Origin of the sequence: Sphingomonas sp. SORGH_AS_0438 (genome assembly GCF_031453475.1) — a bacterium.
Lineage (GTDB): Bacteria > Pseudomonadota > Alphaproteobacteria > Sphingomonadales > Sphingomonadaceae > Sphingomonas.
The window spans coordinates 3,358,529-3,382,010 of sequence record NZ_JAVIZS010000001.1 but is presented as its reverse complement, the minus strand read 5'-3'; the positions used below and the strand labels follow the sequence as shown (position 1 = coordinate 3,382,010).

Sequence of the window (23,482 nt, the reverse complement as noted above, 5' to 3'; positions counted from 1 at the left end):
GGCCATTGGGTCCGTAGCTCAGTCGGTAGAGCAAGCGACTTTTAATCGAGAGGTCCCGGGTTCGAGCCCCGGCGGACCCACCATCCTCTCATCTCGCGCCACTGTAGCGCGCTTACGGTGTCAGCGTTCGGCGCTCCGACCGCGCTCGCCCGCCATGGGATGCGGTTCCTATCTCCAGCGTACACCCGTCCGCGATAACGGATCGCGATTGCGCGCCGTCTCCCTCCCATTCCATGGAAGAGGACGGCGGCACGATCCTGCGGCGACCCTGATCGGATCGGCCGGGGGTGGAGGCGGGCCGCCGGGTGACCGGCGACCCGCTCCGATGCCGATCAGGCGTAGGTGACCGCGACGCCGCGACGGCGATAGCGGGCGGCCGCGCCGATCATGGCGAAGCCGAGCAGCATCATCGCCCAGGTGGCCGGCTCCGGCACCGCGGCGGTGGCGAGCGTGTAGTTGAAGTTGGCCGACTCGAACGCGTCGCGCGCCGGCTCGTTGGTGAAGGAGACGCCGGTGATCGCCTCGCCCGCGCTCGCGGCGAACTGCACATATTGCGAGAAGGCCTGGTTGCCGTTGCGCACCGCGAAGTCAAGCGAGTCGACCGTATAGTCGTAGCTGCCCTGGTTGGTGAACACCGTCAGGCGGTTATAAGTGTCCGGCGAGCCCCAGAGGAAGCTGAGATAGCTGAGCGCCGAGCCGAAGCTGAGCCGCGCCGGCTGGCCGGCGAGCGGACCCGCCGCCAGGAAGGTGCCGCCGAAGATCGTGCCCTCGGGCATGTCGGCGAAGGGCCGGTCCGAGGCATAGACGGTGCCGCCGGTGAGCGTCGCGACCGTGCCGCCGTCGAGGCCGGCGCTGCTCAGCGTCGCGAAGGTGCCGGTGCCGCCCCCCAGGCTGCCGATCACGGCGGCGTTGGCCGCGGCCGGTGCGAGGAAGACCGCGGACACGGCCAGAGCAGCTTTGGTGAGACGCATAGAGAGAAGTCCTTCGTTGAGCCCAGAAGACCCGAGGCGGCACCCCGCCCACGGCGCCCGCTCAATGTGCGCCCTGGTAAATGGTTCATTTACAAAAGGACCTATTTTCGCCTGTCCCATAATGGATCGTAAACTGCCCCATCCCCAATGACTTGGCGGCACCGGATGCCGGGCGCGCGTCCGGTCTTGACGGCCGCCGGAAGGCTAGTCATGCCCGCCCCGTCCAACGCCGTCCGGAGCTTATGTCGCTTTACGACTCACATGGTTCAGATGGCGATCTGCCGCCCGGCCTGGCGTTCCTGTCGGGCGGGGGCGCGGCGACGCGGCTGATCCTGGCGCGCGACTGGACCGACCATCCGCTGGGGCCGCCGCAAGGCTGGTCGCCGGCGTTCAAGACCGCGCTCAGCCTGCTGCTCAACTCGCCCGAATCGATGATCCTGTGCTGGGGTCGGGACGAGCTGTTCTTCTTCTTCAACGAGACCTATTTCCCGCTGCTCGGCCCCCGGCTGGACGGCGCGATGGGCTCGACGCTGGCGCGGGTCTGGCCCGATGCCTGGGACCAGGCCAGGCCGATCGTCGAGGCCGCCTTTGCCGGGCGCAGCCAGCGGTTCGTCGACCTGCCCTGGAAGCTGGATACCGATCGCGGCGCCGCCGAGACCTGGTGGAGCTTCTCCTATTCGCGGGTGCTGGGCGAGGACGGCGCGATCGTCGGCCTGTTCATCTTCACCAACGAGACGACGGCGCGGGTGCTGGCCGACCGGGCGGTGGAGGACGGGCAGCGCCAGCTCGAATCGCTCAACCGGGACTTGGAGCGGCTGGTCGCGCAACGCACCGCCGAGCGCGACCGGATGTGGAACCTGTCGCCCGACCTGATGGCCGTGGTGGGGGCGGATGGCCGCTATCTCACCGTCAACCCGGCCTGGACGCAGGTGCTGGGCTATGACCAGGCCGAACTGGTCGGCCTGTCCGGCGACACGCTCGCCCATCCCGACGACGTGGCGGCGACCGAGGCGGCGATCGTCACAGCCAAGGACATGATCCTTCCGCAATTCGAGATGCGCATCCGTCACAAGGACGGCAGCTATCGCTGGATCCAGTGGGTGGCGGCGCCGGGCGATACGGAGATCTTCGCGGTCGGTCGCGACATGACCGATGCCAAGATCGCCGCCGAGCAGTTGCGCCTCGCCAGCGAACAGCTCAGCCAGGCGCAGAAGATGGAGGCGATCGGCCAGCTGACCGGCGGCGTCGCGCACGACTTCAACAATCTGCTGACGATCATCCGGGGCTCGGTCGAGCTGCTGCGCCGGCCGAACCTGTCGCCCGCCAAGCGCGATCATTATGTCGATGCGATCAGCGACACCGCCGACCGCGCCGCCAAGCTGACCGGGCAGTTGCTCGCCTTCGCGCGCCGCCAGGCGCTGACCCCGGAACTGATCGACGTGGGCGTGGCGGTGGCGGGCATCCTCGACATGGTCCGCACCCTGGTCGGCGGCCGCATCGCGCTGAGCTTCGACGCGGGCGACACGCCCTGCCTGGCGGAGGTCGATCGCAGCCAGTTCGAGACGGCGCTGGTCAATCTGGTCGTCAACGCCCGCGACGCCATCGTCGGCAGCAGCAGCCGTCGGGGAGAAGGGGGCAGCGGCCATTTGCGGATCACGGTGGCGCCCGCGCCCGGCATCCCCTCGCTGCGCGGCCATCACGACATCGCCGGCGACTTCGTGATCGTCTCCGTCACCGATGACGGCGACGGCATCGCGGCGGAGAACCAGATGCGGATCTTCGAGCCGTTCTTCACCACCAAGGGCGTCGGCCGGGGCACCGGCCTGGGGCTCAGCCAGGTGATCGGCTTCGCCAAACAGTCGGGCGGCGATGTCAGCGTCGACAGCCGGCTCGGGGAGGGCGCGACCTTCTCCATCTATCTGCCGCGCGTCGTCGGCACCGCCGCGCCCGGCCCGCGCGACACGGTGGATGACGGCATCGACGGGCGCGGCGAATGCGTGTTGCTGGTCGAGGACAATCAGGAGGTCAGCCGCTTCGCCACCGAGGCGCTGAGCGAGATCGGCTATCAGAGCGTGCTGGCGACCAACGCGACCGCCGCGCTGGCGATGATCGAGGAGGCACCGTCACGCTTCGACGTGGTGTTTTCCGACGTGGTGATGCCGGGAATGAACGGCGTCGAGCTGGCGATGACGCTGCGCCGGAACCATCCGACGCTGCCCGTGGTGCTGTGCAGCGGCTACAGCCATGTACTGGCGGAGAATGCGCAGCATGGCTTCGACCTGCTGCACAAACCCTATTCGCTGGACCAGTTGTCGCGCGCGCTGCGCCGGGTGCTGGATCGCGGTTGAGCGTCGCCGGGACGTAACGTCCTACGGCGCGATCATCAGGAGTCGCGCTCGCTGCAGGTCTTTTGGCCGGCCGAAGCGATGCAACAGCGCCACCATCTCCGCACGTTCCGGCACGTACAGGGTCTCGCCTGCCACCGACACGGATCGACGGGTCGTCAGCGTGACGCGCTGCCATTCTCCATCGTTCCGGACGTGCAGGTCCGCCATGATCTCGACCGGCATCGTTGACGCGGTCCAGCGCGCGAACGTCCCGGACCGGAATCGCTCGTTGGAATCGGACGGGAGGGGCGCGACGTTCAAGCGCGCAAGCACGCCCTGACTGTCGCGTGGGTCGATCAGGAGATCAATGTCCGCCATCCTGGTGTCGCCGCCAAGCAGCATGACCGCGGCACTGCCGATGATCCACCAGTCGTGATGTGCGCCTCGCATCGCGGCAGCGACGTCCGCCAGCGCACGCGCCGCCGGAGCGTCGGCCCCGATCATCCGAGCAGCCGCGCCACTTCGGTGAAATCCTGCGCGGTGGCGTCGACGCCGATCGCGCGCAGGCGTTCGTCATGGCCGATCGCGCAATGCTCGCCCGCGCACAGGCCGATGACATAGGCGCCGCTCGCCACCGCCGCCGTCGCGCCGACCGGCGAGTCCTCCAGGATCGCGCAGCGGCGGATGTCGACGCCCAGTTGCGCGGCGGCATGGAGGTAGAGGTCCGGCGCGGGCTTGCCGCGCGCGACATGCTCGCGACCCGAATAGAGGTGATCGCCGAACACGTCGCGCAGGCCCAGATGCCGCAGATGCGTGTCGATCCAGTGGACCGGGCTGGACGAGCAGATCGCCTTGGGCAAGTCGGCGGGCAGCGACCGGACGAAGGCGACCGCCCCCGCCACCTCGCCCAGCCCCTCTTCCAGCACCCGGATATTCTCCGCCTCGCGCGCCTCGGCGAAGCCGGCGGGCATCGGTGCGCCGATATGCCGCTCGACCGCCGCCAGGAAGTCCGGCCCCGCCAGCCCCATGAAATACGCCATCGAATCGGCCGGCGTGGTCGGATAGCCCGCCTCGGTCAGGAAGGTGGCGATATGGCGGTTGCCCACCGACTCGCTTTCCAGCAGCACGCCGTCGAAATCGAACAGCAGCGCGTCGAACCGCGTGGCGAGGCTCATGCGCGCGCTCCGAACAGCGCGGTGCCGACGCGGACATGGGTCGCGCCCAGCATCACCGCCGTCTCCAGATCGTCGGACATGCCCATGCTGAGGCCCGCCAGCCCATGGTCGCGCGCCAGCTTGGCGAGCAGCGCGAAATAGGGCGCGGCATCGACGCCAAGGGGCGGCACCGCCATCAATCCCTTCACCGGCAGATCCGCCGTCCGCGCCTCGGCCAGCAGCGCCGGCAGCTCGCCGATCGGGCAGCCGCCCTTTTGCGCTTCCTCACCAATATTGACCTGCACGAAACAGTCCGGCCGCCGCCCGCCCTCCATCGCGCGGGCCAGCGCGGTCACCAGCGACAGCCGGTCGACCGAATGGATCGCGTCGAACAGGGCGACCGCGTCCGCCGCCTTGTTCGACTGCAACTGCCCGACCAGATGCAGCGCGATATCGGGATTCGCGTCGCGCAAGGCCGGCCATTTGCCCTCCGCCTCCTGCACGCGATTTTCGCCATAGACGCGCTGCCCGGCGGCGATCAGCGGCGCGATCTCCTCGGCCGTGCGCGTCTTGCTGACCGCCACCAGGGTCACCGTGTCGGGGGCGTGGCCGGCGAGCCGCGCCGCGCCGTCGATGCGGGCGCGGATCGCGGTCAGTCTCTCGTCTTCGATCATGGCGCGGCCTATAGGCGCGGACGTGGCGTCCCGAAACCCCATGCGCTGGCTGATGACCGACGAACGGGTCGGCGACCGGCTGTGGCCGATGCTGCGCCGCCTGCCGCCGGGCAGCGGCGTGATCTTCCGCCATCATGCGACGCCGCCGGCCGAGCGGCGCGCGATCTTCCAGCGCGTCCGCCGCATCGCGCGGGCGCGGCGGCTGATGCTGCTGGCGGCGCGGCCCCCGCTGCCGGGGGCGGCCGGGCTGCATGGCCGGGTGCGCGGCGCGACGAGCTGGCCCGCGCATGACGCGCGCGAAGCGGCGGCGGGTCGACGGGCGGGCGCGCGACTGGTGCTGGTCTCGCCGGTCTTCGCCACCCGCTCGCATCCGGGGGCCAGGACACTGGGACCGATGCGCGCGGCGCGGATCGGTGGGGCGGCGACGCGGATCGCGCTGGGCGGGATGACCGAGCGGCGCTGGCGGCGCATCCGCACGCTGGGCTTTGCCGGCTGGGCGGGGATCGACGGCTGGCAGGCGGGACACGCAGCCGCCGGACCCGGCTGACGAAGGTCGACCGCCGCGGCCCGGCCGTTGCGGCTCGCGTACGACCCGGCCAGGGAACCGCCAAATGCCTTGGGAGTTTGCGCGTCCCTCGCTATATCTCCAAAATGGCAACGAACCCCAGTAACGAATATGGCGCCTCGTCGATCAAGGTGCTGAAGGGCCTCGACGCGGTGCGCAAGCGTCCGGGCATGTATATCGGCGATACCGACGACGGATCGGGCCTCCACCATATGGTGTTCGAGGTGTCGGACAACGCCATCGACGAGGCCCTGGCCGGGCATTGCGACCGGATCGACATCACGCTCAACCCCGACGGATCGGTGTCGGTCACCGACAATGGGCGCGGCATCCCGACCGGCATCCACCCCGAGGAGGGCGTATCGGCGGCCGAGGTCATCATGACCCAGCTGCATGCGGGCGGGAAGTTCGAGAACACGTCCGACGACAATGCCTATAAGGTGTCGGGCGGCCTGCACGGCGTCGGCGTGTCGGTGGTGAACGCGCTGTCCGAATTTCTGGACCTGACGATCTGGCGCGACGGCGAGGAGCATTTCATGCGCTTCGCGCACGGCGATGCGGTCGCGCCGCTCAAGGTCGTCGGCCCGGCGGCCGAGGGGCAGAAGGGGACGCGCGTCACCTTCCTGCCCAGCCCCGCCACCTTCAAGATCACCGAATTCGACTTCGACAAGCTGGAGCATCGCTATCGCGAGCTGGCGTTCCTCAATTCGGGCGTCCGCCTGTTCCTGACCGACGCGCGGCATGACGAGCCGAAGACCATCGAACTGTTCTACGAGGGCGGGATCGCCGCCTTCGTCAAATGGCTCGATCGCGCCAAGACGCCGCTCTTCCCCGATCCGATCGCGATCCACGGGCAGCGTGATTCGATCGGCATGGACGTCGCGCTGGAATGGAATGATTCCTATTACGAGAACGTCCTGGCCTTCACCAACAACATCCCCCAGCGCGACGGCGGCACGCATATCGCCGCGTTCCGCGCCGCGCTGACCCGGACGCTCAACAGCTATGCCGACAAGTCGGGGCTGTTGAAGAAGGAGAAGGTGACGCTGACCGGCGACGACATGCGCGAGGGGCTGACCGCGATCGTCTCCGTCAAGCTGCCCGACCCCAAGTTCAGCAGCCAGACCAAGGACAAGCTGGTCTCGTCCGAGGTGCGCGCGCCGCTCGAAAGCCTGATGGCCGACAAGCTGGCCGAATGGCTGGAGGAAAATCCGCAGCATGCCCGCTCGATCGTCGGCAAGGTGATCGACGCCGCCGCCGCGCGCGAGGCGGCGAAGAAGGCGCGCGAGCTGACCCGGCGCAAGGGCGCGATGGACATCGCCTCGCTGCCCGGCAAGCTGGCCGACTGCCAGGAAAAGGACCCGGCCAAGTCCGAGCTGTTCCTGGTCGAGGGCGATTCCGCCGGCGGCTCCGCCAAACAGGGCCGCGACCGCCATTTCCAGGCGATCCTGCCCCTGCGCGGCAAGATCCTGAACACCGAGCGCGCCCGCTTCGACCGGATGATCTCGTCCAAGGAGATCGGCACGCTGATCCAGGCGATGGGCACCGGCATCGGCCGCGAGGAATTCAACGCCGACAAGCTGCGCTACCACAAGATCGTCATCATGACGGACGCCGATGTCGACGGCGCGCATATCCGCACGCTGCTGCTGACCTTCTTCTACCGCCAGATGCCCGAGCTGATCGCGCGCGGGCACCTCTTCATCGCCCAGCCGCCGCTCTACAAGGCGACCAAAGGCCGGTCGGAGGTCTATCTGAAGGACGATGCGGCGCTCGACAATTACCTGGTCGAGGGCGGCGTGTCGGCGATGGTGTTCGAGACGGCGACCGGCCCGCGCACCGGCGCGGACCTGCGCGACCTGACCGACCATGCGCGGCGGATGCGCACGCTGATGCGCTATGTGCCGCGGCGCTACGACCCGGTCATCATCGAGGTGCTGGCGCTGGCCGGTGCGCTCGACCCCAGCTTCACGCGCGAGCAGCGCCAGGGCCGGGTGGCGGAGGTGACCCGCCGGCTGGAGGCGGGCGACCATGAGGCGCGCTGGTCGGCGCGGCTGACCGACGAGGGCGGCATCCATTTCGAGCGGCTGTGGCGCGGCGTCACCGACCATCACATCGTCGAGGCGGGGTTCATCTCCTCGGCCGAGGCGCGCAAGCTCCATACGCTGGCGGCCGAACAGGCGGACAGCTTCGCCCAGGCGGGCAAGCTGGTGCCGGCGCGCGGCGTGGCAAGCGTCGAGGCGGATGCGGCCGAGGACGGCGCGGCGGAGGAGGAGGCGACCGCCGCCACCCTGGCGCGCGGCGAATCGCGTGTCGCGCGGCCCTCGCAATTGCTCGACGCGGTGCTGGCGGCGGGGCGCAAGGGCCTCGCCATCCAGCGCTACAAGGGGCTGGGCGAGATGAACGCCGAACAATTGTGGGAAACCACGCTCGATCCGTCCAACCGCTCGATGCTGCGCGTGACCAGCGAGGATGTCTCGGCTGCCGACATGATCTTCACCCAGCTGATGGGCGAGGTGGTCGAGCCGCGGCGCGAGTTCATCCAGGAAAACGCGCTGAACGTCGCCAATCTCGACGTCTGACGGCGGCGGGCGACGCTTTTTCCGTCCGGCCCGCTGCGGGTCGGACGGGCGGCGGCGTCTTACCTTCTGGAGCGCGGCGTGTCATCGCCATGGCGTGGACAGCAACGCCATGGCGACGGTGACATGACCCGTGTCCATGTCGTCATGGCGAGCGCAGCGAAGCCATCCAGGGCGTTCTGATCCGACGCCGGATGGCTTCGCTGCGCGCGCCATGACGGTTTGAATATGTCCGATGCCATGAGATCAAGCGCCCGTCATGCCCCCCGCCCACCCCCCGACGCCGCTGCGCGTCCTGACCTTCCTGCACAGCCACGAGCCCGGCGGGGTGGAGCGGATCGCGCTGCGGCTGGTGCGCCACTGGCGCGCGGACGGACGGGAGGCGCCCCTGTTCCTGGGCCGCCCGGACGGCGCGATGGCGACGGATGTGGGCGCGGGGCTGGAGGCGGTGATGCCGCGCGGCCGCTGGCCCGGCATCGCGCATTGGGAAACCCCGTGGATGATCGCGACGCTGCCGCGCGTCATCCGGTCGCTGCGCCCCGATCTGCTGTTCTGCGCGGGCAACAGCTATGCGGTCGTGGCGGTGGCGATGAAGCTGGTCCTGGGCCGGAACTGCCCGCCGATCGTCGCCAAGATCAGCAACGATCTCGACCGCCGCGACACGCCCGGCTGGCAGCGCTGGTTCTATCGGCGCTGGCTGCGCCTCCAGGGCCGGTTCATCGATCACTTCACCGGCATGGAGACGCCGATGCTCGCCGAGATCGCCGAGGCGACGGGCGTGTCGGCCGATCGGATCACCATCATCCCCGACCCCGCCTTGTCCGAAGAGCTGATCGACCGGCTCCGCGCGCTGCCCGAGCCGGCACGCACCGGACCCGGCCGCCGCTTCGTCGCGATCGGGCGGCTGGCGGCGCAGAAGAACATCGCGCTGATGCTCGACGCCTTCGCCAGGGGCGGCACGCCGGACGACCGGCTGACGCTGATCGGCGACGGCCCCGACCGGGCCGCGCTGGAGGCGCGGGCGAAGCGGCTGGGGATCGCGGCGCGTGTCGATTTCCTGGGCTATCGCCCCGACCCGGCGCAGCTGCTGCCCGCGCATGACGTGCTGCTGCTGTCCTCCGATTTCGAGGGCGTGCCGGCGGTGGTGCTGGAGGCGCTGGCCGCCCGTCGCGCGATCGTCGCGACGCGGTGCAGCCGCAGCATGGGCGCCCTGCTGCAAGACGGCGCGCTCGGCACCCTGGTGCCGGTCGGCGATGTCCGGGCGCTGGCCGATGCGATCGCCGCCGCCCGGCCCGGCGACCAGGACGATGCCGCCAGCCTGGCGCAGGCGCGGCGGTTCACGATCGAGGCCGCCGCCGGCCGCTATTGGGCGACCTTCGCGCAGGTGGCGCGGACGACCGAGGGAGCCGTCGCATGAGCGACACGATGATCGACCAGGCGATGGCGGACGCCACCGCGCCCGATCCGGAGGCGCCCGTCTCGCGCTGGTCGAAGATCCTGGCGCCCGTCGTGTCGCTGTCGATCCTGGGCGCGGTGGTGTGGCAGTTGCGCGGGCTGGACCTCGCCAATCTCTGGGCGCTGCTGCCGCGCGGGATCGGCTTCTGGCTGGTGTTCCTGCTCTATTACATGGCCGGGCCGGTCGCAGACTGGGTGATCTTCCGCCGGCTCTGGGGCCTGCCGCTGTCGGGCTTCGTGCCGCTGCTGCGCAAGCTGGTCGGCAACGAGTTGCTGCTCGGCTATATCGGCGAGGTCTATTTCTACGCGTGGGCGCGCCGCCACATGGCCCCCGGCACCGCCCCGTTCGGCGCGATCAAGGACGTGACGATCCTGTCGGCGCTGGTCGGCAACGGCACCACGCTGGCGATGGTGCTGGTCGCCGCGCCCCTGGTCGGATCGCTCGACATGGGGATCAGCGGATCGACGCTGCTCTGGTCGATCGGGCTGGTGATCGGCCTGTCGCTGCTGCTGTTGCTGCTGCGCCGCCAGTTGTTCACGCTGCCCGCGCCGACGCTCTGGATGATCTCGGGCGTCCACCTGCTCCGCACCATCGCCAGCACGGTGCTGGCGGCGCTGATGTGGCATCTGATGCTACCGACGGTGGCGGTGCGCTGGTGGCTGGTGCTGTCGACGCTGCGGCTGCTGGTCGCGCGGCTGCCGCTGCTGCCCAACAAGGACCTGGTCTTCGCCGGGCTCGCCGCGCTCCTGGTCGGCAAGGGCGCGCGCGTGGCGGAGGCGATGACGCTGATGGCGACGCTGATCCTGGCCGCGCATCTGCTGGTCGGCATGGTGCTGGGCGCCGCCGGGCTGATCGCGTCGGCGCGGCGGCGATGATCGCGGCGCTGGCGCTGCTCGCCGCCGTCCACCCCGCGCTCGGCACGCGCGACGCGACCTGCGCACCCGGCGAGAACGGCCCCGCCTTCATCGTTACGGTCGACGGGTTGAAGGACCGCCGGGGCCGGTTGCGGCTGGAACTCTATCCGGCGACCGATGCGGATTTCCTGGCGGACGACGACAAGCTGGTCGCGGCCGGCAAATCGTTCCGCCGCGTCGACCGGCCCGTGCCGGCGACCGGGCCGGTGACGCTGTGCATCCGCGCGCCCGGCCCCGGTCTCTATGCGATCAGCCTGCTTCACGATCGCGACGCGAACCATCGCTTCAGCCTGTGGCATGACGGCGTCGGCTTCGCCGGCAACCCGACGATCGGCTGGTGGAAGCCGCATGCCCGCGCCGCCGCCGCGCGGGTCGGCGATGCGCCGACGCGGCTGCGCATCACCCTCAACTATCGCCACGGCCTGTTGTCCTTCGCGCCGATCGATCGTTAGACGCGGATGGCGGCGGCAGGAACGTTTCGCTTCCCGCCAAACCGCGATAGGTCACAAGTGACTGCAAGCGTGGAGCGATGATGACGGAATTCGGGCTCGATACGTTCGGCGACGTGACCGAGGCGGCCGGCCTTGCCGTCCACCCGGCCCAGGCGATCCGCGACACGGTCGAGGAGGCGGTGCTGGCGGACCAGGCGGGCGTCGATGTGTTCGGCGTCGGCGAGCATCACCGCGCCGATTTCGCCATCTCCTCGCCCGAGACGGTGCTGGCCGCGATCGCGGCGCGCACCGGCCGCATCCGACTCGCTTCGGCGGTCACGGTGCTGTCGTCCGACGATCCGGTCCGCGTCTATCAGCGGTTCGCGACGCTCGACGCGCTGTCGTCGGGCCGGGCGGAGGCGATCCTGGGGCGCGGCTCCTTCACCGAGAGCTTCCCGCTGTTCGGCTATCCGCTCGACCAATATGAGCGGCTGTTCAACGAGAAGCTCGACCTGTTCGCGGCGATCCGGCGCGGCGGCCCGGTGACGTGGCGCGGCCATGTCCGCCCGGCGCTGACCGACCAGGCGATCCACCCGCCGGTCGAGAGGGCGCCGCTCGCCACCTGGATCGGGGTCGGCGGGTCGCCGCAATCGGTGGTGCGCGCGGCGCATTACGGGCTGCCGATGCTGCTGGCGATCATCGGCGGCGATCCGGCGCGCTTCCGCCCCTTTGTCGACCTCTATGCCCGCGCGCTGCAGGACCGGAAGCAGCCGATGCTGCCGGTCGGCGTCCATTCGCCCGGCTATGTCGGTCGCGACGACGCCAGTGCCGCCGATGAGTTCTTCCCCGATTACAAGCGGATGCATGACGGCATCGGATCGACGCGCGGCTGGCCGCCGCTCCAGCGCGCCGCCTTCGACGCGGAGGTGCGCGCCGGGTCGCTCTATGTCGGCGCGGCCGGAAACGGTGGCGCGCAAGATCGCCGCCACGGTGCGCACGCTCGGCCTGTCGCGCTTCCACCTGAAATACAGCGCCGGGCCGCTGTCGCACGACCGGCTGATGGGCTGTGTCGAGCGTTACGGCCGGCAAGTGATCCCGATGGTCCGCGATATGCTGGCCTGATCCAGAGGATAAGGAGAGCGATGATGAAGCCAGGATGGACGATGGCGGCGATGATGCTGGTGGTGGCCGCCCCCCTCGCCGCGCAACAGGCGGCCTCGCCGGTAACGCAGGCGCTCGCCGATCCGGCCCGCGCCGACCAGCAAGGCGACGATGCCCGGCGCCAGGCGGCGGCGGTGCTGCAATTCGCCGGCGTGAAGCCGGGCGACGTGGTGGTCGATTACCTGCCGGGCAGCGGATATTGGACGCGGATCTTCAGCGGCGTCGTCGGCGCGAAGGGGCATGTTTATGCCTATTGGCCGGCGGCGGGGGCCAAATACGCCGCCAAGTCGCTGCCCGCGCTCCAGGCGCGCGGGCTGGCCAATGTCACCGCCGAGGTCCAGTCCGTCGACCTGCCGGCCGCGCCGGTGCCGGTCGACCTGTTCTGGACGGCGCAAAACTATCACGACATCCCCAATGGCGGTGGCGGCGAGCCGGCGCTGCGGTCCTTCGACGCGGCGGTGTTCAAGCTGTTGAAGAAGGGCGGCACCTATATCGTGATCGATCATGCCGATGCGCCCGGCACCGAGCTGTCCCATACCGGCACGACGCACCGGATCGATCCCGCGGCGGTGCGCCGTCAGGTCGAGGCGGCCGGCTTCCGCTTCGTCGGCGAGAGCAAGGTGCTGCGCAACCCGGCCGACGATCATTCGAAGAACGTCTTCGATCCCGCCATCCGGGGCCGGACCGACCAGTTCGTCTACAAGTTCCGCAAGCCCTGACCGGGCCGGCGGCGGCCGATGATCAGGCGGCGTGGCGGATGCTGGTGGTGAGGCGCAGCCACGCCCGGGCCGCCGCCTGCGCCGTCGCGATCTCGCGCGCGGTCAGTTCCTCGGCCACCTCGGCGCGGGCGTCATGCGCCGCCTGCGAACCGCGCACGGCGGCGAGATTGAACCATTTATGGGCTTCGATCAGGTCGATGGGCAAGCCGGCGGTGCCGGTCTGGTAGCAGATGCCGAGGTCGAACAAGGCGTCGACATCGCCCGCGGCGGCGTCGGCGATTCTACTCTCGATCAGGAACTGCGCACTCTTGAAACTATTGCCCATGACTCGTCCTCATTGCTCATGGGACTCATCCATGCACCGATTCGACTCAAGAAATAGTTAACGCCATTAACCTAATCTGTTGAGCATACGCCCTTATTCTACCGGAACATTGTCGATCAGCCGGGTCTGGCCCATGCGCGCCGCCGCCAGCAGCCGGCGGGGCCGGCCGGGTTCGGGGTCGGGCGCCAGCGTCTCGGCATCGGCGAGCGCGACATAGTCGATGACGAAGCCCGCACCCTCCAGCGCCCGGCGTGCATCGTCCAGCACCGACTCGACCGGCTCGCCCCGGCCGATCGCGCGATTCGCGACGCCCAGCGCCCGCGGCAGCGCGACCGCGCGGGCACGCTCCGTCTCGTCCAGATAGATGTTGCGCGACGACAGGGCCAGGCCGTCATCCTCGCGCTGGGTCGGCACGCCGACGATCTCGACGGGCAGGTTGAGGTCGGCGACGAAGCGGCGGATCACGGCGAGCTGCTGATAGTCCTTCTCGCCGAAATAGGCGGCGTCGGGCCCGATCTGGTGGAACAGCTTGGTGACGACGGTGGCGACGCCGTCGAAATGGCCCGGGCGCGCCGCGCCGTCGAAATGATCGCTGACCCCGGCGACCGAAATGGTGGTCGCGAACCCCGCCGGGTACATGGTCTCGACCGACGGCAGCCAGAGCAGGTCGCAGCCCGCCTCGGCCAGCATCCGCGCATCCGCCCCCTCGCGCCGGGGATAGCGCGACAGGTCCTCGTTCGGGCCGAACTGCTTGGGATTGACAAAGATCGACGCGACGACGCGGGTGCCGGGCCGCCGCGCCGCCTCGATCAGCGCCATATGGCCGGCATGGAGCGCGCCCATGGTGGGCACCAGGGCGATCCGCGCGCCCTCGGCTCGCCAGCCGGCGATCGACGCCCGCAAGTCGTTGAGGTCGCGAACGGTCAGCACGGCAGGACTCCTTCAGAACGGCATATGGGATCGACGGGCGATACGCAAAACTTCCCTCGCACCCAACGGCGGGCGCTTCTATGGAGGGGAGACCGCAGTAGCAATAAGGAAGAAGAGGGCGCATGCCCCACGTCATCGTCTTCGCCAACGAAAAGGGCGGCACCGGCAAGTCGACCACCGCGGTGCACGTCGCCATCGCGCTGGCTGCCAAGGGGGCGCGCGTCTCCTGCCTCGACCTCGATCATCGTCAGCGCACGGTGGGCCGCTATCTGGACAATCGCGCCCAGACGATCCGGTCCAAGGGGCTGGAGCTGCCGATGCCGCGCCATGCCACGCATGACGGCGAGAGCGAGGACTTCTTCGAGGCGACGTGGCGCGACCTGGAGCAGGACTGCGACTATCTGGTCGTCGACACGCCCGGCCGCGACGATTATTTCGCGCGCACGGCGGCGACGCTGTCGAACACGCTGGTCACGCCGATGAACGACAGTTTCGTCGATTTCGACCTGATCGGCCAGGTCGATCCCGACACCTATCAGGTGACGCGCCCGTCCTTCTATTCGGAGCTGATCTGGGACGCGCGCAAGCAGCGGGCGCGCGCCGACGGCACCACGATCGACTGGGTCGTGCTGCGCAACCGCCTCCAGCATATCGAGGCGCGCAACATGCGCCGCGTGTCCGACGCGCTGGCGCAGCTCGCCAAGCGGGTCGGCTTCCGCATCATCCCCGGCCTGGGCGAGCGCGTGATCTATCGCGAGATGTTCCCGCAGGGGCTGACGATGATCGACGCGAAGGCGATCGGATCGATGGGCATCGGCCATGTCGCCGCGCGCCAGGAGCTGCGCGAGATGATGGCGGCGCTGCAACTGCCCGATATCGGCGAGATCGCCGGGCGCGAACAGGGCGCGGAGATGGCCGAGGCCCCCGGCGTGCCGGACGTCGCGGCGTGATTCCGTCCTGATGAAGTGGCTGGTCGTCGCGCTGCTGATCTGGGCGGCGTGGACCTATCTGAAGCCGTCGGGCAAGCGGCGCATGGCGGCTGACGAGGCGGAGGCGCGGGCGGTGCTGGGCGTCGGTCCCCGCGCCGACGCGGCGGCGATCCGCGCGGCGCATCGGCGGTTGCTGGCGGGCGTCCATCCCGATCGCGGCGGATCGGCCGAACTGGCGCAGCGGGTCAACGCCGCGCGCGACCGGCTGCTCGGCCCCTCGGCATGAGCCATCGCTTCGACCCCGTGATCCTGCGCGAATATGACGTGCGCGGCACCGTCGGCCGGACGCTGCACGCGGCGGACGGCTATGCGATCGGTCGCTGCTTCGCGACGCGCGTGGCGGAGACGGGCGGCGGCCGGGTGGTGGTCGGCCGCGACGGCCGGCTGACCTCGGAGATGCTGGAGGCCGCGCTGGTGCGTGGCCTGACCGAGGGCGGGGTGGACGTGGTGCGGATCGGGCTCGGCCCCTCGCCCATGCTCTATTTCGCCGAAGCGGTGCTGCCGGGCATGGCGGGCGGCATCCAGGTGACCGGCAGCCATAATCCGCGCGACGACAATGGCTTCAAGATGGTGCTGCGCCACCGCAGCCTGCATGGACCGGGGATCGCGGCGCTGGGCGCGCTCGCCGAATCGGGTGCGTGGAGCCGGGGGGCGGGGACGGTCGAGTCGATCGACCTGCACGACGCCTATGTCGACCGGCTGCTCCAGGGGCAGGCGCCGGGGCGCGTCCCCGCTTTCCGCATCGGCTGGGACTGCGGCAGCGGCGCGGCCGGGCCGGTGGTCGAACGGCTGACCGCGCGGCTGCCGGGCGAGCATCACCTGCTCCACATCGTGCCGGACGGGCATTTCCCGCATCACCATCCCGACCCCAGCGACGCGGCCAATCTGGTCGACCTGCAAGCGCTGGTGGCGGAACGGGGGCTGGATTTCGGCCTGGCCTTTGACGGCGATGGCGACCGGATCGGCGCGGTCGACGGGCGGGGTCGCATCCTGTGGGGCGACCAGATCCTGATGCTGCTCGCCGAGCGGCTGCTGCTCGAACAGCCGGGCGCGACGGTGGTCGGCGATGTGAAGTCCAGCCGCGCACTGTTCGACCGGATCGCGCAATGGGGCGGCACCCCGGTGATGAGCCGCACCGGGCACAGCTCGCTGAAGACCCTGATGGCGGACACCGGCGCGCCGCTGGCGGGCGAGATGTCGGGCCATATCTTCTTCGGGCAGGAATATTACGGCTTCGACGACGCGCTCTATGCCGCCGTGCGGCTGATCCGGGCGATCGATCTCGCCGGGCGGTCGCTGACCGACCTGCACGACGCGATGCCGCGCCTGGTTTCGACGCCGGACCTGCGCATCCCGGTGCCCGAGTCGCGCAAATGGGCGGTGGTCGAGTCGGTCGCCACGCGACTCGCGGCCGCGGGCGTGGCGGTCGACACCACCGATGGCCTGCGGGTCAGCCAGGGGACGGGCTGGTGGCTGCTGCGCCCCTCCAACACGCAAGCCGCCGTGACGGTGCGGGCGGAGGCGACCGATGCCGACGACCTCGCCACCCTGTTGGCGGGCGTGGAGGCGCATCTTGCGGCCTGCGGCGTCGCGGCCTCGCTTTCCGGCGAAACTGGCCCCACATAGGGGCATGGCTCCTCCCCCTGCCCCCTCGATCATCCGCGTCATCGACCTTGAGACGACCGGCAATTCCCCGCCCGCCCATGCCGTGATCGAGATCGGCTGGCAGGACGTGGCGCTGGGCCAGGACGGGCGCTGGGACTTGCAGGGCGAGGGCGGCAGCATCCTGGTCAATCCCGGCCGGCCGATCCCACCCATCACCATGGCGATCCACCATATCCGCGACGAGGATGTGGCCGATGCCCGCTGGTGGCACGATGTCGCGCGGCCGGTGCTCGACCCCTGGCCCCGTCGCATCGCGCTGGCCGCGCACCGCGCCAGTTTCGAGGAGCAATATTGCACCCCGGCGCTGACGCGCGGCGCCGACTGGATCTGCACCTGGAAATGCGCGCTCCGGCTGTGGCCGGACAGCCCCAGCTTCTCCAACCAGGTGCTGCGCTACTGGCGCAAGCCGGAGGGGATGGTGCATGAGCGCGGCCTGCCGATCCACCGCGCCTTTCCCGATGCCTATGTCACCGCGCACCATCTGCGCGACCAGTTGAACGAGGCGTCGGTCGCGCAGCTGATCCAATGGTCGAAGGAGCCGGGCCTGCTGCCCCGCGTCCGCTACGGCCCCGATCGCGGCAAGGAATGGCGCGAGATTGAGGAGGAGAGCCTGATCGGCTTCCTGACCGACCGCGATCCCGACATCCGCCACACCGCCGAGACGGAGATGGCCCGCCGGCGCGGCGGCGGCCATGTCGGCCGGCTGACGCCGCAGGAATTGCTGCTGTAGGCGGCGTCGACGCGATCGGCGGGCTGTCGGTGATCCGAGTCGCTATCGTGCTCCTGCGAACGCAGGAGCACAGAGCCAAGCAAGGCCACGCCTTGTGGTACACTCACAAGCTTGTCCGGCCTGTTCGCCCGACCTTCGCCGGGATGGTCGAAGGGGTTCGGTATCGGGCCAACCCATAATCACCCCCGCCCCATGAGCGGGGGGTGATCGCCTCACTCTCCGGCGGCCGGCTTCGCCGCCTTCTTCGCGGCGGGCTTCTTCGCCGCCGGTTTCTTGACCGCCGCCTTCTTCTCGGCCGGGGCCTTCTTGTCCGCCGCCGGCTTCTTCGCCGCCGCCTTCTTCACCGGCTTCTTGGTCTTCGGCCCAGCCGCCGCGCGCGCGTCGATCAGCGAGGCGGCTTCCTCCAGCGTCAGCTGGTCGACCGTCACCGACTTGGGCAGGGTCGCATTGGTCTCGCCATCGGTGACATAGGCGCCGTAGCGGCCCTCCATCACCTTCAGCTCCGCCTCGGTGCGCGGATGCTTGCCGAGCAGCTTGAGCGGCTCGCGCGCGGCCCCGCGCGCCGGACGGCCGCCACCCGCCGCCGCCTCGGCCAGCTTGACCACGGCGGCGTTCATCCCCGTCTCGAACACGTCGGCGGTCGCCTGGAGCCGCGCATATTTACCGGCATGGGCCAGATAGGGGCCATAGCGGCCGATCGACGCGGTGATCGGTTCGCCCGTTTCCGGATGGTTGCCGATCGTGCGCGGCAGGCTGAGCAGCTTCAGCGCCCATTCCAGGTCGAGATCGACATCCTTGGGGATGGAGGCGCGCTTGGCGTCCTTGCCGTCGCCCAGCTGGATATAGGGGCCGAACCGCCCCGACTTGCGCTCGACCGGCAGGCCCGTCTCGGGATCGTTGCCCAGCGTCTCCGGCCCGCTATCCTCGGCCGCCGCGCCGCCCTGTGCGAAGCGACGCGTATATTTGCATTCCGGATAGTTGGAGCAGGCGACGAACGCGCCGAACCGGCCGCCGCGCAGCGCCAGCTTGCCCGCGCCGCAATTGGGGCACAGGCGCGGGTCGCTGCCGTCCGCCTTTTCCGGGAAGAGATAGGGGGCCAGGAACTGGTCCAGCTCGGCGGTGATCGCGCTCGGCTGCTGCTCCATCACCTCGGCTGTGCGCGGCTTGAAGTCGCGCCAGAACGCCTCCAGCACCGCCTGCCATTCGGCGCGGCCGCCGGACACGTCGTCCAGCTCCTCCTCCAGCCCGGCGGTATAGTCGAAGCCGACATATTTCTCGAAGAAGCGTTCCAGGAACGCCGTCACCAGCCGCCCGCTCTCCTCGGCGAAGAAGCGGTTCTTCTCGACGCGGACATAGGCGCGGTCCTTCAGCGTCTTGATGATCGACGCATAGGTGGACGGGCGACCGATCCCCAGTTCCTCCATCCGCTTGACCAGCGACGCTTCGGAGAAGCGCGGCGGCGGCTGGGTGAAATGCTGCTCGGCGGCGACGCCCTTCTTGGCCGGCGTATCGCCCTCGCGCAGGCGGGGCAGGCGGCGCGCCTCCTCGTCGGTGGCGCTGTCGTCCTGGCCTTCCTCGTAGAGCGCGAGATAGCCGGGGAACAGCACCACCTGCCCGGTCGCGCGCAGCATGTGGCGGCCGGTGCCGTCGGCGAGATCGATCGTCGTCCGCTCCATCCGCGCCGAGGCCATCTGGCTGGCCAGCGCGCGCTTCCAGACCAGGTCGTAGAGGCGGGCGTGATCGCCGCCGCCGACCTTGTCGCGGCTGAAATCGGTCGGGCGGATCGCCTCGTGCGCTTCCTGCGCGTTCTTCGCCTTGGTCTGGTACTGGCGCGGCTTGTCGGGGACGTAGGAGGCGTCGTAGCGATCGGCCACCGCCTTGCGCGCGGCGGAAATGGCGCTGCCGTCCATCTGCACGCCGTCGGTCCGCATATAGGTGATCGCGCCGTCCTCGTAGAGGCCCTGCGCGATCCGCATCGTATGGTCGGCGGAGAAGCCGAGCTTGCGCGCCGCCTCCTGTTGCAGGGTCGAGGTGGTGAAGGGCGGCGGCGGGTTGCGGGTCGCCGGCCGCGTCTCGACCGACTGGACCTCGAACCGGCCCGCCTCGACATCCGCCTTGGCGCGCAGCGCGTCGCCCTCATTGCCGATCGACAGCCGGTCGAGCTTGCGCCCCTCCCACTGCACCAGCCGGGCGGTGAAGGGCGTGCCGTCCTGCTCCAGCGCGGCGGTGACCGACCAATATTCCTGCGAGACGAAGCTCTCGATCTCGCGCTCGCGCTCGACGATCAGGCGCAGCGCCACCGACTGGACGCGACCGGCCGACTTGGCGCCGGGCAGCTTGCGCCACAAGACCGGCGACAGGGTGAAGCCGACCAGATAATCCAGCGCGCGGCGGGCGCGATACGCGTCGATCAGGTCGGTATCCAGCTCGCGCGGGGCCTGCATCGCGCTGGTGACGGCCTGTTTGGTGATCGCGTTGAAAGTGACGCGCTGCACGTCCTTGGGCAGCGCCTTGCGCGCGCGCAGCACCTCCTGCACGTGCCAGCTGATCGCCTCGCCCTCGCGATCGGGGTCGGTCGCCAGGATCAGGCGGTCGGCGGTCTTGGACAGGTCGGCGATCGCCTTGAGCTGCTTGGCCTTGTCGGCGTAATTTTCCCACTCCATCGCGAATCCGTCATCGGGATTCACCGAGCCGTCCTTGGGCGGCAGGTCGCGGACATGGCCGTAGGAGGCCAGGACTCGATAGTCCGACCCGAGATATTTTTCGATGGTCTTCGCCTTGGCGGGCGATTCGACGATGACGAGCTGCATGGGCGGGGCGTTAGCGATCCTTGTGTGTACGCGCGAGGGTGGTGAGCGCGATCCCGCCCGTCAAGCCGGACGGATCAGACCAGCGCCACCCGGCCGCCGGCATGGCGCTCGACCCGGCCGGCGAGTTCCAGCTCCAGCAGCACCGTCTGGACGATGGCGGGCGGGCGGCCCGACTGGCGGACCAGTTCGTCGATCGCGACCGGCACCGGGCCGAGCAGGCCGGCGACGACCTTCCGGTCGCGGTCGCTCGGGTCGGCCGGGGGGCCGGCGTCGAAGCGGCCGGCGGGCATCCGCACCGCCGCGCGCGGATCGATCGGCCGGATCTGTTCGAGGATATCGGCGGTGTCCTGCACCAGGATCGCGCCGTCGCGGATCAGCTGGTTGCACCCCCGCGCGCGGGGATCGAGCGGACTGCCCGGCACCGCCAGCACGTCGCGCCCCGCCTCGCCCGCCAGTCGCGCGGTGATCAGCGAGCCGGAGCGCGGCGCCGCCTCCACCACCAACGTGGCTTGCGACAGGCCGGCGATGATCCGGTTGCGATAGGGAAAGAGCCGCGCGCGCGGCTCGGTGCCGGGCGGCTGTTCGGCGAGCAGCAGGCCCTGGGTCGCGACCGCCTCCTGCAACCCGGCATTTTCGGGCGGGAAGACGACATCGATGCCGCAGGCGATCACCCCGATCGTGCCGCCGGCCAGCGCGCCGTGATGCGCCGCCGTGTCGATGCCGCGCGCCAGGCCGGATACGACCGTGACCCCCGCCTGGGTCAGCTCATGCGCGATCTGCCGGGCGAAGCGGCAGGCGGCGGCCGAGGCGTTGCGCGCGCCGACCATCGCCACGCAGGGCCGCGCCGAAAGGCCGACATCGCCGCGCCGGATCAGCGCGACCGGCGCGTCGTCCAGTTGGGCGAGCAGCGGCGGATAGTCGGGATCGCCCAGGAACAGATAGGTCGCGCCCAGCCGCGCAACCGCCGCCTGCTCGCGTTCGATCGCGGCCGGGTCGGCGATGCGCGGCCCCTCGCCGCCGCCGCGCCGCGCCAGCATCGGCAAGGCCGCCAGCGCGGATTCCGCATCGCCGAAACGGCCGATGAGCTGGCGATAGGTGACCGGGCCAACGCCGGCGGTGCGCAACAGCCGCAGCCGCGCGGTGGCGGCGGGCTGGCGCGCGCTCACCGGTTCAGCCCTTACGACCGATGCGCGGTTCGGTGCCGGCGAGCAGCCGCTCGATATTCGCGGCGTGCTTCCACAGCACGATCAGCGCCAGCGCCAGCAGCAGCACGACGAGGTCGAATCGACCGAACAGCGCGGCGGAGACGGGCGCGCTGACCGCCGCCAGCATCCCCGCGACCGAGGAGATTCGCAGCGACGCCAGCAGCCCCAGCCACACCGCCGCGAACACCAGGCCGGAGGGCCAGTGGAGCGCGACCACGATCCCCATCAGCGTCGCCACCCCCTTGCCGCCGCGGAAGCGCAGCCACACCGGATAGCAATGGCCCAGAAAGGCGCCGAGCGCCGCGAGCTGGCCCTGGCCGGGATGGAGATGCTCGACGATCAGGATCGCAGCTACCGCCTTCAGCATGTCGAGCAGCAGGGTCGCCGCCGCCAGCCCCTTGCGACCGGTGCGCAGCACGTTGGTCGCGCCGATATTGCCGGACCCGATGCTGCGCAGGTCGCCCGCCCCGGCCATGCGGGTGAGCAGCACCCCGAACGGGATGGAGCCGAACAGATAGCCGATCAGCAGCGCGAGCGCCGGTGCGATCCAGAGGACTTCGGTGACCACTCTTCCCCCTTGTCGCGCCCCTATAGCGTGCCCGCTCTGTTCCTGTCCATGTCGGCTGGAATGTACCGGCGAACATCCGGCAGGCCGGCCGCTCCCTCATGCTCCTGCCCTTGTAGGAGCATGAGGGAGCGTCGCTTCCGCTCGACGCCGCGCATCGCTAAGGCGGCGGCATGAGCGATGCGCGGCCGATCCTGATCTTCGACTCCGGCGTCGGCGGGCTGTCGATCGCGGGGCCGGTCCGGGCCGCGCTGCCGGACGCGCCGATCGTCTATGCCGCCGACTCGGCCGGCTTCCCCTATGGCACCAAGAGCGAAGGCGAGATCGCGGCGCGGGTGCCGGCGCTGCTCGGCCGACTGGCGGAACGCTATCGCCCGCGCCTGATCGTGATCGCCTGCAACACCGCCTCCACCATCGCGCTGCCGGCGGTGCGGGCGGCGCTCGACTTGGCCGTGGTCGGCACGGTGCCCGCGATCAAGCCCGCCGCGTCGCTGAGTCGGACGCGCACGATCGGCGTGCTCGGCACCGAGGCGACCGTGCGCCAGCCTTATGTCGACGATCTGGCGGCGCGCTTCGCCGGCGACTGCACGGTGATCCGCCACGGCTCGGCGGCCCTGGTGGCGCTGGCGGAGGGGATGCTGGCGGGGACCGCGCCCGATCCGGCGGCGGTGCGGGCCGAGCTGGACGGGCTGTTCGACCAGCCGGGCGGCGCGGCCATCGACGTGATCGTCAACGCCTGCACGCACTTCCCGCTGTTGGAACCGGTGATGACTCAGGTCGCGCCGGACGTGCGCTTCGTCGATGGCGGCCCCGGCATCGCCCGGCGGGTCGCATATCTGACGCAGGACCAGGCCTGGCCCGCCATGCCGGGGCCGCACCGGCTGGTCTTCACCCGGCTGGGTGACCGCGAGGCGGCGATCGCCCGCACGCTGGCGAATCACGGCTATGCCGCGCCCGAGCTTCTCTGACCCGACCAATCCGCCCCGGCGGACAGCCGGGCGGACGGAATCCTTGTCCGTCGCTAATTGATAATTAGTCGCATGCTCTCTATGTGCCGCGCATGGCTTCAGACTGTCTTGCGACCTTCCCGCGCCGCCGCAACGCCACCGTGTCGACGATCGACTGGACGCGACTGGCGCCGCCCGAGGCGAGACGGCTGCGCGAGCTCGGCTTCGACGAGGGCGTCGAGGTGCAGGTGCTGCACCGGGCGACGCTGGGCGGCGGGCCGATCGCGTGCAAGATCGGCCGGATGACGGTGGCGCTGCGCCGCGCCGTCGCCGCGTCGATCCATGTCTCGCCGGTCGCCGGCTGA

General features: G+C 70.1%; 22 protein-coding genes and 1 tRNA gene. 14 read left to right on the top strand and 9 right to left on the bottom strand.

Features of this window, described 5'->3' with window-relative positions; all coding sequences use genetic code 11:
• Nucleotides 1-7: 7 nt before the first annotated feature.
• A tRNA-Lys gene (locus QE452_RS15950) sits at nucleotides 8-83 on the top strand.
• Between the two features lie 249 nt (nucleotides 84-332).
• Here QE452_RS15950 and QE452_RS15945 read toward each other — a convergent pair.
• A complete protein-coding gene (locus QE452_RS15945) occupies nucleotides 333-971 on the bottom strand; it encodes a PEPxxWA-CTERM sorting domain-containing protein (RefSeq protein WP_309659292.1) in 639 nt (212 codons plus the stop codon).
• A gap of 242 nt (nucleotides 972-1,213) precedes the next feature.
• On the opposite strand from QE452_RS15945, the gene QE452_RS15940 reads away from it, so the two are divergent.
• Complete coding sequence (locus tag QE452_RS15940) at nucleotides 1,214-3,319, top strand: PAS domain-containing protein (protein WP_309659293.1); 2,106 nt, start codon at nucleotides 1,214-1,216, stop codon at nucleotides 3,317-3,319.
• Between the two features lie 21 nt (nucleotides 3,320-3,340).
• Here the strand turns inward: QE452_RS15940 and QE452_RS15935 are convergent, their stop codons facing one another.
• The 3 genes from QE452_RS15935 to QE452_RS15925 are packed head-to-tail and all read right to left on the bottom strand — an operon-like array spanning nucleotide 3,341 to nucleotide 5,126.
• Entirely contained in the window at nucleotides 3,341-3,802 is a 462-nt protein-coding gene (locus QE452_RS15935) for a nucleotidyltransferase domain-containing protein (RefSeq protein ID WP_309659294.1), read from the bottom strand.
• Nucleotides 3,799-4,473, bottom strand: coding sequence for an HAD family phosphatase (locus QE452_RS15930; protein WP_309659295.1), 675 nt, complete (start codon nucleotides 4,471-4,473; stop codon nucleotides 3,799-3,801). The genes QE452_RS15935 and QE452_RS15930 overlap by 4 nt, the downstream gene beginning before the upstream one ends.
• Nucleotides 4,470-5,126, bottom strand: a complete 657-nt coding sequence (locus tag QE452_RS15925; RefSeq protein ID WP_309659296.1) for a YggS family pyridoxal phosphate-dependent enzyme — start codon at nucleotides 5,124-5,126, stop codon at nucleotides 4,470-4,472. Before QE452_RS15925 ends, QE452_RS15930 begins: the two co-directional genes overlap by 4 nt.
• A 40-nt stretch (nucleotides 5,127-5,166) precedes the next feature.
• Here QE452_RS15925 and QE452_RS15920 point away from each other — a divergent pair, with 40 nt between their 5' ends.
• The 6 genes from QE452_RS15920 to QE452_RS15895 all read left to right on the top strand — a co-directional run bounded on the left by QE452_RS15920 (nucleotide 5,167) and on the right by QE452_RS15895 (nucleotide 12,951).
• Nucleotides 5,167-5,673 (top strand): thiamine phosphate synthase, encoded by a 507-nt coding sequence (locus QE452_RS15920; RefSeq protein ID WP_309730363.1) that lies wholly within the window; start codon nucleotides 5,167-5,169, stop codon nucleotides 5,671-5,673.
• A 104-nt stretch (nucleotides 5,674-5,777) separates the two neighbouring features.
• Nucleotides 5,778-8,273 carry a DNA topoisomerase (ATP-hydrolyzing) subunit B gene (gene gyrB / locus QE452_RS15915; RefSeq protein ID WP_125996175.1) on the top strand — a complete coding sequence of 832 codons (2,496 nt, stop codon included), beginning with the start codon at nucleotides 5,778-5,780 and terminating at the stop codon, nucleotides 8,271-8,273.
• Nucleotides 8,274-8,529: 256 nt separating this feature from the next.
• Nucleotides 8,530-9,687, top strand: coding sequence for a glycosyltransferase (locus tag QE452_RS15910; protein ID WP_309659298.1), 1,158 nt, complete (start codon nucleotides 8,530-8,532; stop codon nucleotides 9,685-9,687).
• Nucleotides 9,684-10,601: a hypothetical protein gene (locus QE452_RS15905; RefSeq protein WP_309659299.1), complete on the top strand. Its 918-nt coding sequence runs from the start codon at nucleotides 9,684-9,686 to the stop codon at nucleotides 10,599-10,601. Before QE452_RS15910 ends, QE452_RS15905 begins: the two co-directional genes overlap by 4 nt.
• Nucleotides 10,598-11,092, top strand: coding sequence for a DUF2141 domain-containing protein (locus tag QE452_RS15900; RefSeq protein WP_309659300.1), 495 nt, complete (start codon nucleotides 10,598-10,600; stop codon nucleotides 11,090-11,092). Before QE452_RS15905 ends, QE452_RS15900 begins: the two co-directional genes overlap by 4 nt.
• A 77-nt stretch (nucleotides 11,093-11,169) precedes the next feature.
• Nucleotides 11,170-12,951, top strand: a complete 1,782-nt coding sequence (locus QE452_RS15895) for an LLM class flavin-dependent oxidoreductase (protein WP_309730360.1) — start codon at nucleotides 11,170-11,172, stop codon at nucleotides 12,949-12,951.
• 22 nt (nucleotides 12,952-12,973) lie between these two features.
• On the opposite strand, the gene QE452_RS15890 is transcribed toward QE452_RS15895, so the two are convergent.
• Together QE452_RS15890 and panC are read right to left on the bottom strand one after the other, a co-directional pair.
• Entirely contained in the window at nucleotides 12,974-13,276 is a 303-nt protein-coding gene (locus tag QE452_RS15890; protein ID WP_309659303.1) for an SEL1-like repeat protein, read from the bottom strand.
• Nucleotides 13,277-13,369: 93 nt separating this feature from the next.
• Nucleotides 13,370-14,206, bottom strand: a complete 837-nt coding sequence (gene panC / locus QE452_RS15885; RefSeq protein ID WP_309659304.1) for a pantoate--beta-alanine ligase — start codon at nucleotides 14,204-14,206, stop codon at nucleotides 13,370-13,372.
• Nucleotides 14,207-14,328: 122 nt separating this feature from the next.
• Here panC and QE452_RS15880 point away from each other — a divergent pair, with 122 nt between their 5' ends.
• From QE452_RS15880 to QE452_RS15865, 4 genes are read left to right on the top strand one after another with little or no spacing between them, the layout of a single operon-like run.
• The gene (locus QE452_RS15880; protein ID WP_309659305.1) at nucleotides 14,329-15,156 is read left to right on the top strand and encodes a division plane positioning ATPase MipZ; all 828 of its coding nucleotides are present in this window, start codon (nucleotides 14,329-14,331) and stop codon (nucleotides 15,154-15,156) included.
• A gap of 10 nt (nucleotides 15,157-15,166) precedes the next feature.
• Nucleotides 15,167-15,421, top strand: coding sequence for a J domain-containing protein (locus QE452_RS15875; RefSeq protein WP_125996168.1), 255 nt, complete (start codon nucleotides 15,167-15,169; stop codon nucleotides 15,419-15,421).
• Nucleotides 15,418-16,821, top strand: a complete 1,404-nt coding sequence (gene pgmG / locus QE452_RS15870) for a phosphoglucomutase/phosphomannomutase PgmG (RefSeq protein ID WP_309659306.1) — start codon at nucleotides 15,418-15,420, stop codon at nucleotides 16,819-16,821. Before QE452_RS15875 ends, pgmG begins: the two co-directional genes overlap by 4 nt.
• Nucleotides 16,822-16,825: 4 nt before the next feature.
• The gene (locus tag QE452_RS15865) at nucleotides 16,826-17,590 is read left to right on the top strand and encodes an exonuclease domain-containing protein (RefSeq protein WP_125996166.1); all 765 of its coding nucleotides are present in this window, start codon (nucleotides 16,826-16,828) and stop codon (nucleotides 17,588-17,590) included.
• A 212-nt stretch (nucleotides 17,591-17,802) separates the two neighbouring features.
• Here QE452_RS15865 and topA read toward each other — a convergent pair whose 3' ends face one another.
• From topA to plsY, 3 genes are all read right to left on the bottom strand, one after another.
• Entirely contained in the window at nucleotides 17,803-20,400 is a 2,598-nt protein-coding gene (topA, locus tag QE452_RS15860; protein WP_309659307.1) for a type I DNA topoisomerase, read from the bottom strand.
• Between the two features lie 74 nt (nucleotides 20,401-20,474).
• The gene (dprA, locus tag QE452_RS15855; RefSeq protein WP_309659308.1) at nucleotides 20,475-21,566 is read right to left on the bottom strand and encodes a DNA-processing protein DprA; all 1,092 of its coding nucleotides are present in this window, start codon (nucleotides 21,564-21,566) and stop codon (nucleotides 20,475-20,477) included.
• A 4-nt stretch (nucleotides 21,567-21,570) separates the two neighbouring features.
• On the bottom strand, nucleotides 21,571-22,173 hold the full coding sequence (plsY, locus tag QE452_RS15850; protein ID WP_309659309.1) for a glycerol-3-phosphate 1-O-acyltransferase PlsY: 603 nt from the start codon (nucleotides 22,171-22,173) through the stop codon (nucleotides 21,571-21,573).
• A gap of 170 nt (nucleotides 22,174-22,343) precedes the next feature.
• Between plsY and murI the strand changes: the two genes are divergently transcribed.
• Nucleotides 22,344-23,138, top strand: coding sequence for a glutamate racemase (murI, locus tag QE452_RS15845; RefSeq protein ID WP_309659310.1), 795 nt, complete (start codon nucleotides 22,344-22,346; stop codon nucleotides 23,136-23,138).
• A 92-nt stretch (nucleotides 23,139-23,230) separates the two neighbouring features.
• Nucleotides 23,231-23,482, top strand: a complete 252-nt coding sequence (locus QE452_RS15840) for a FeoA family protein (RefSeq protein WP_125996162.1) — start codon at nucleotides 23,231-23,233, stop codon at nucleotides 23,480-23,482.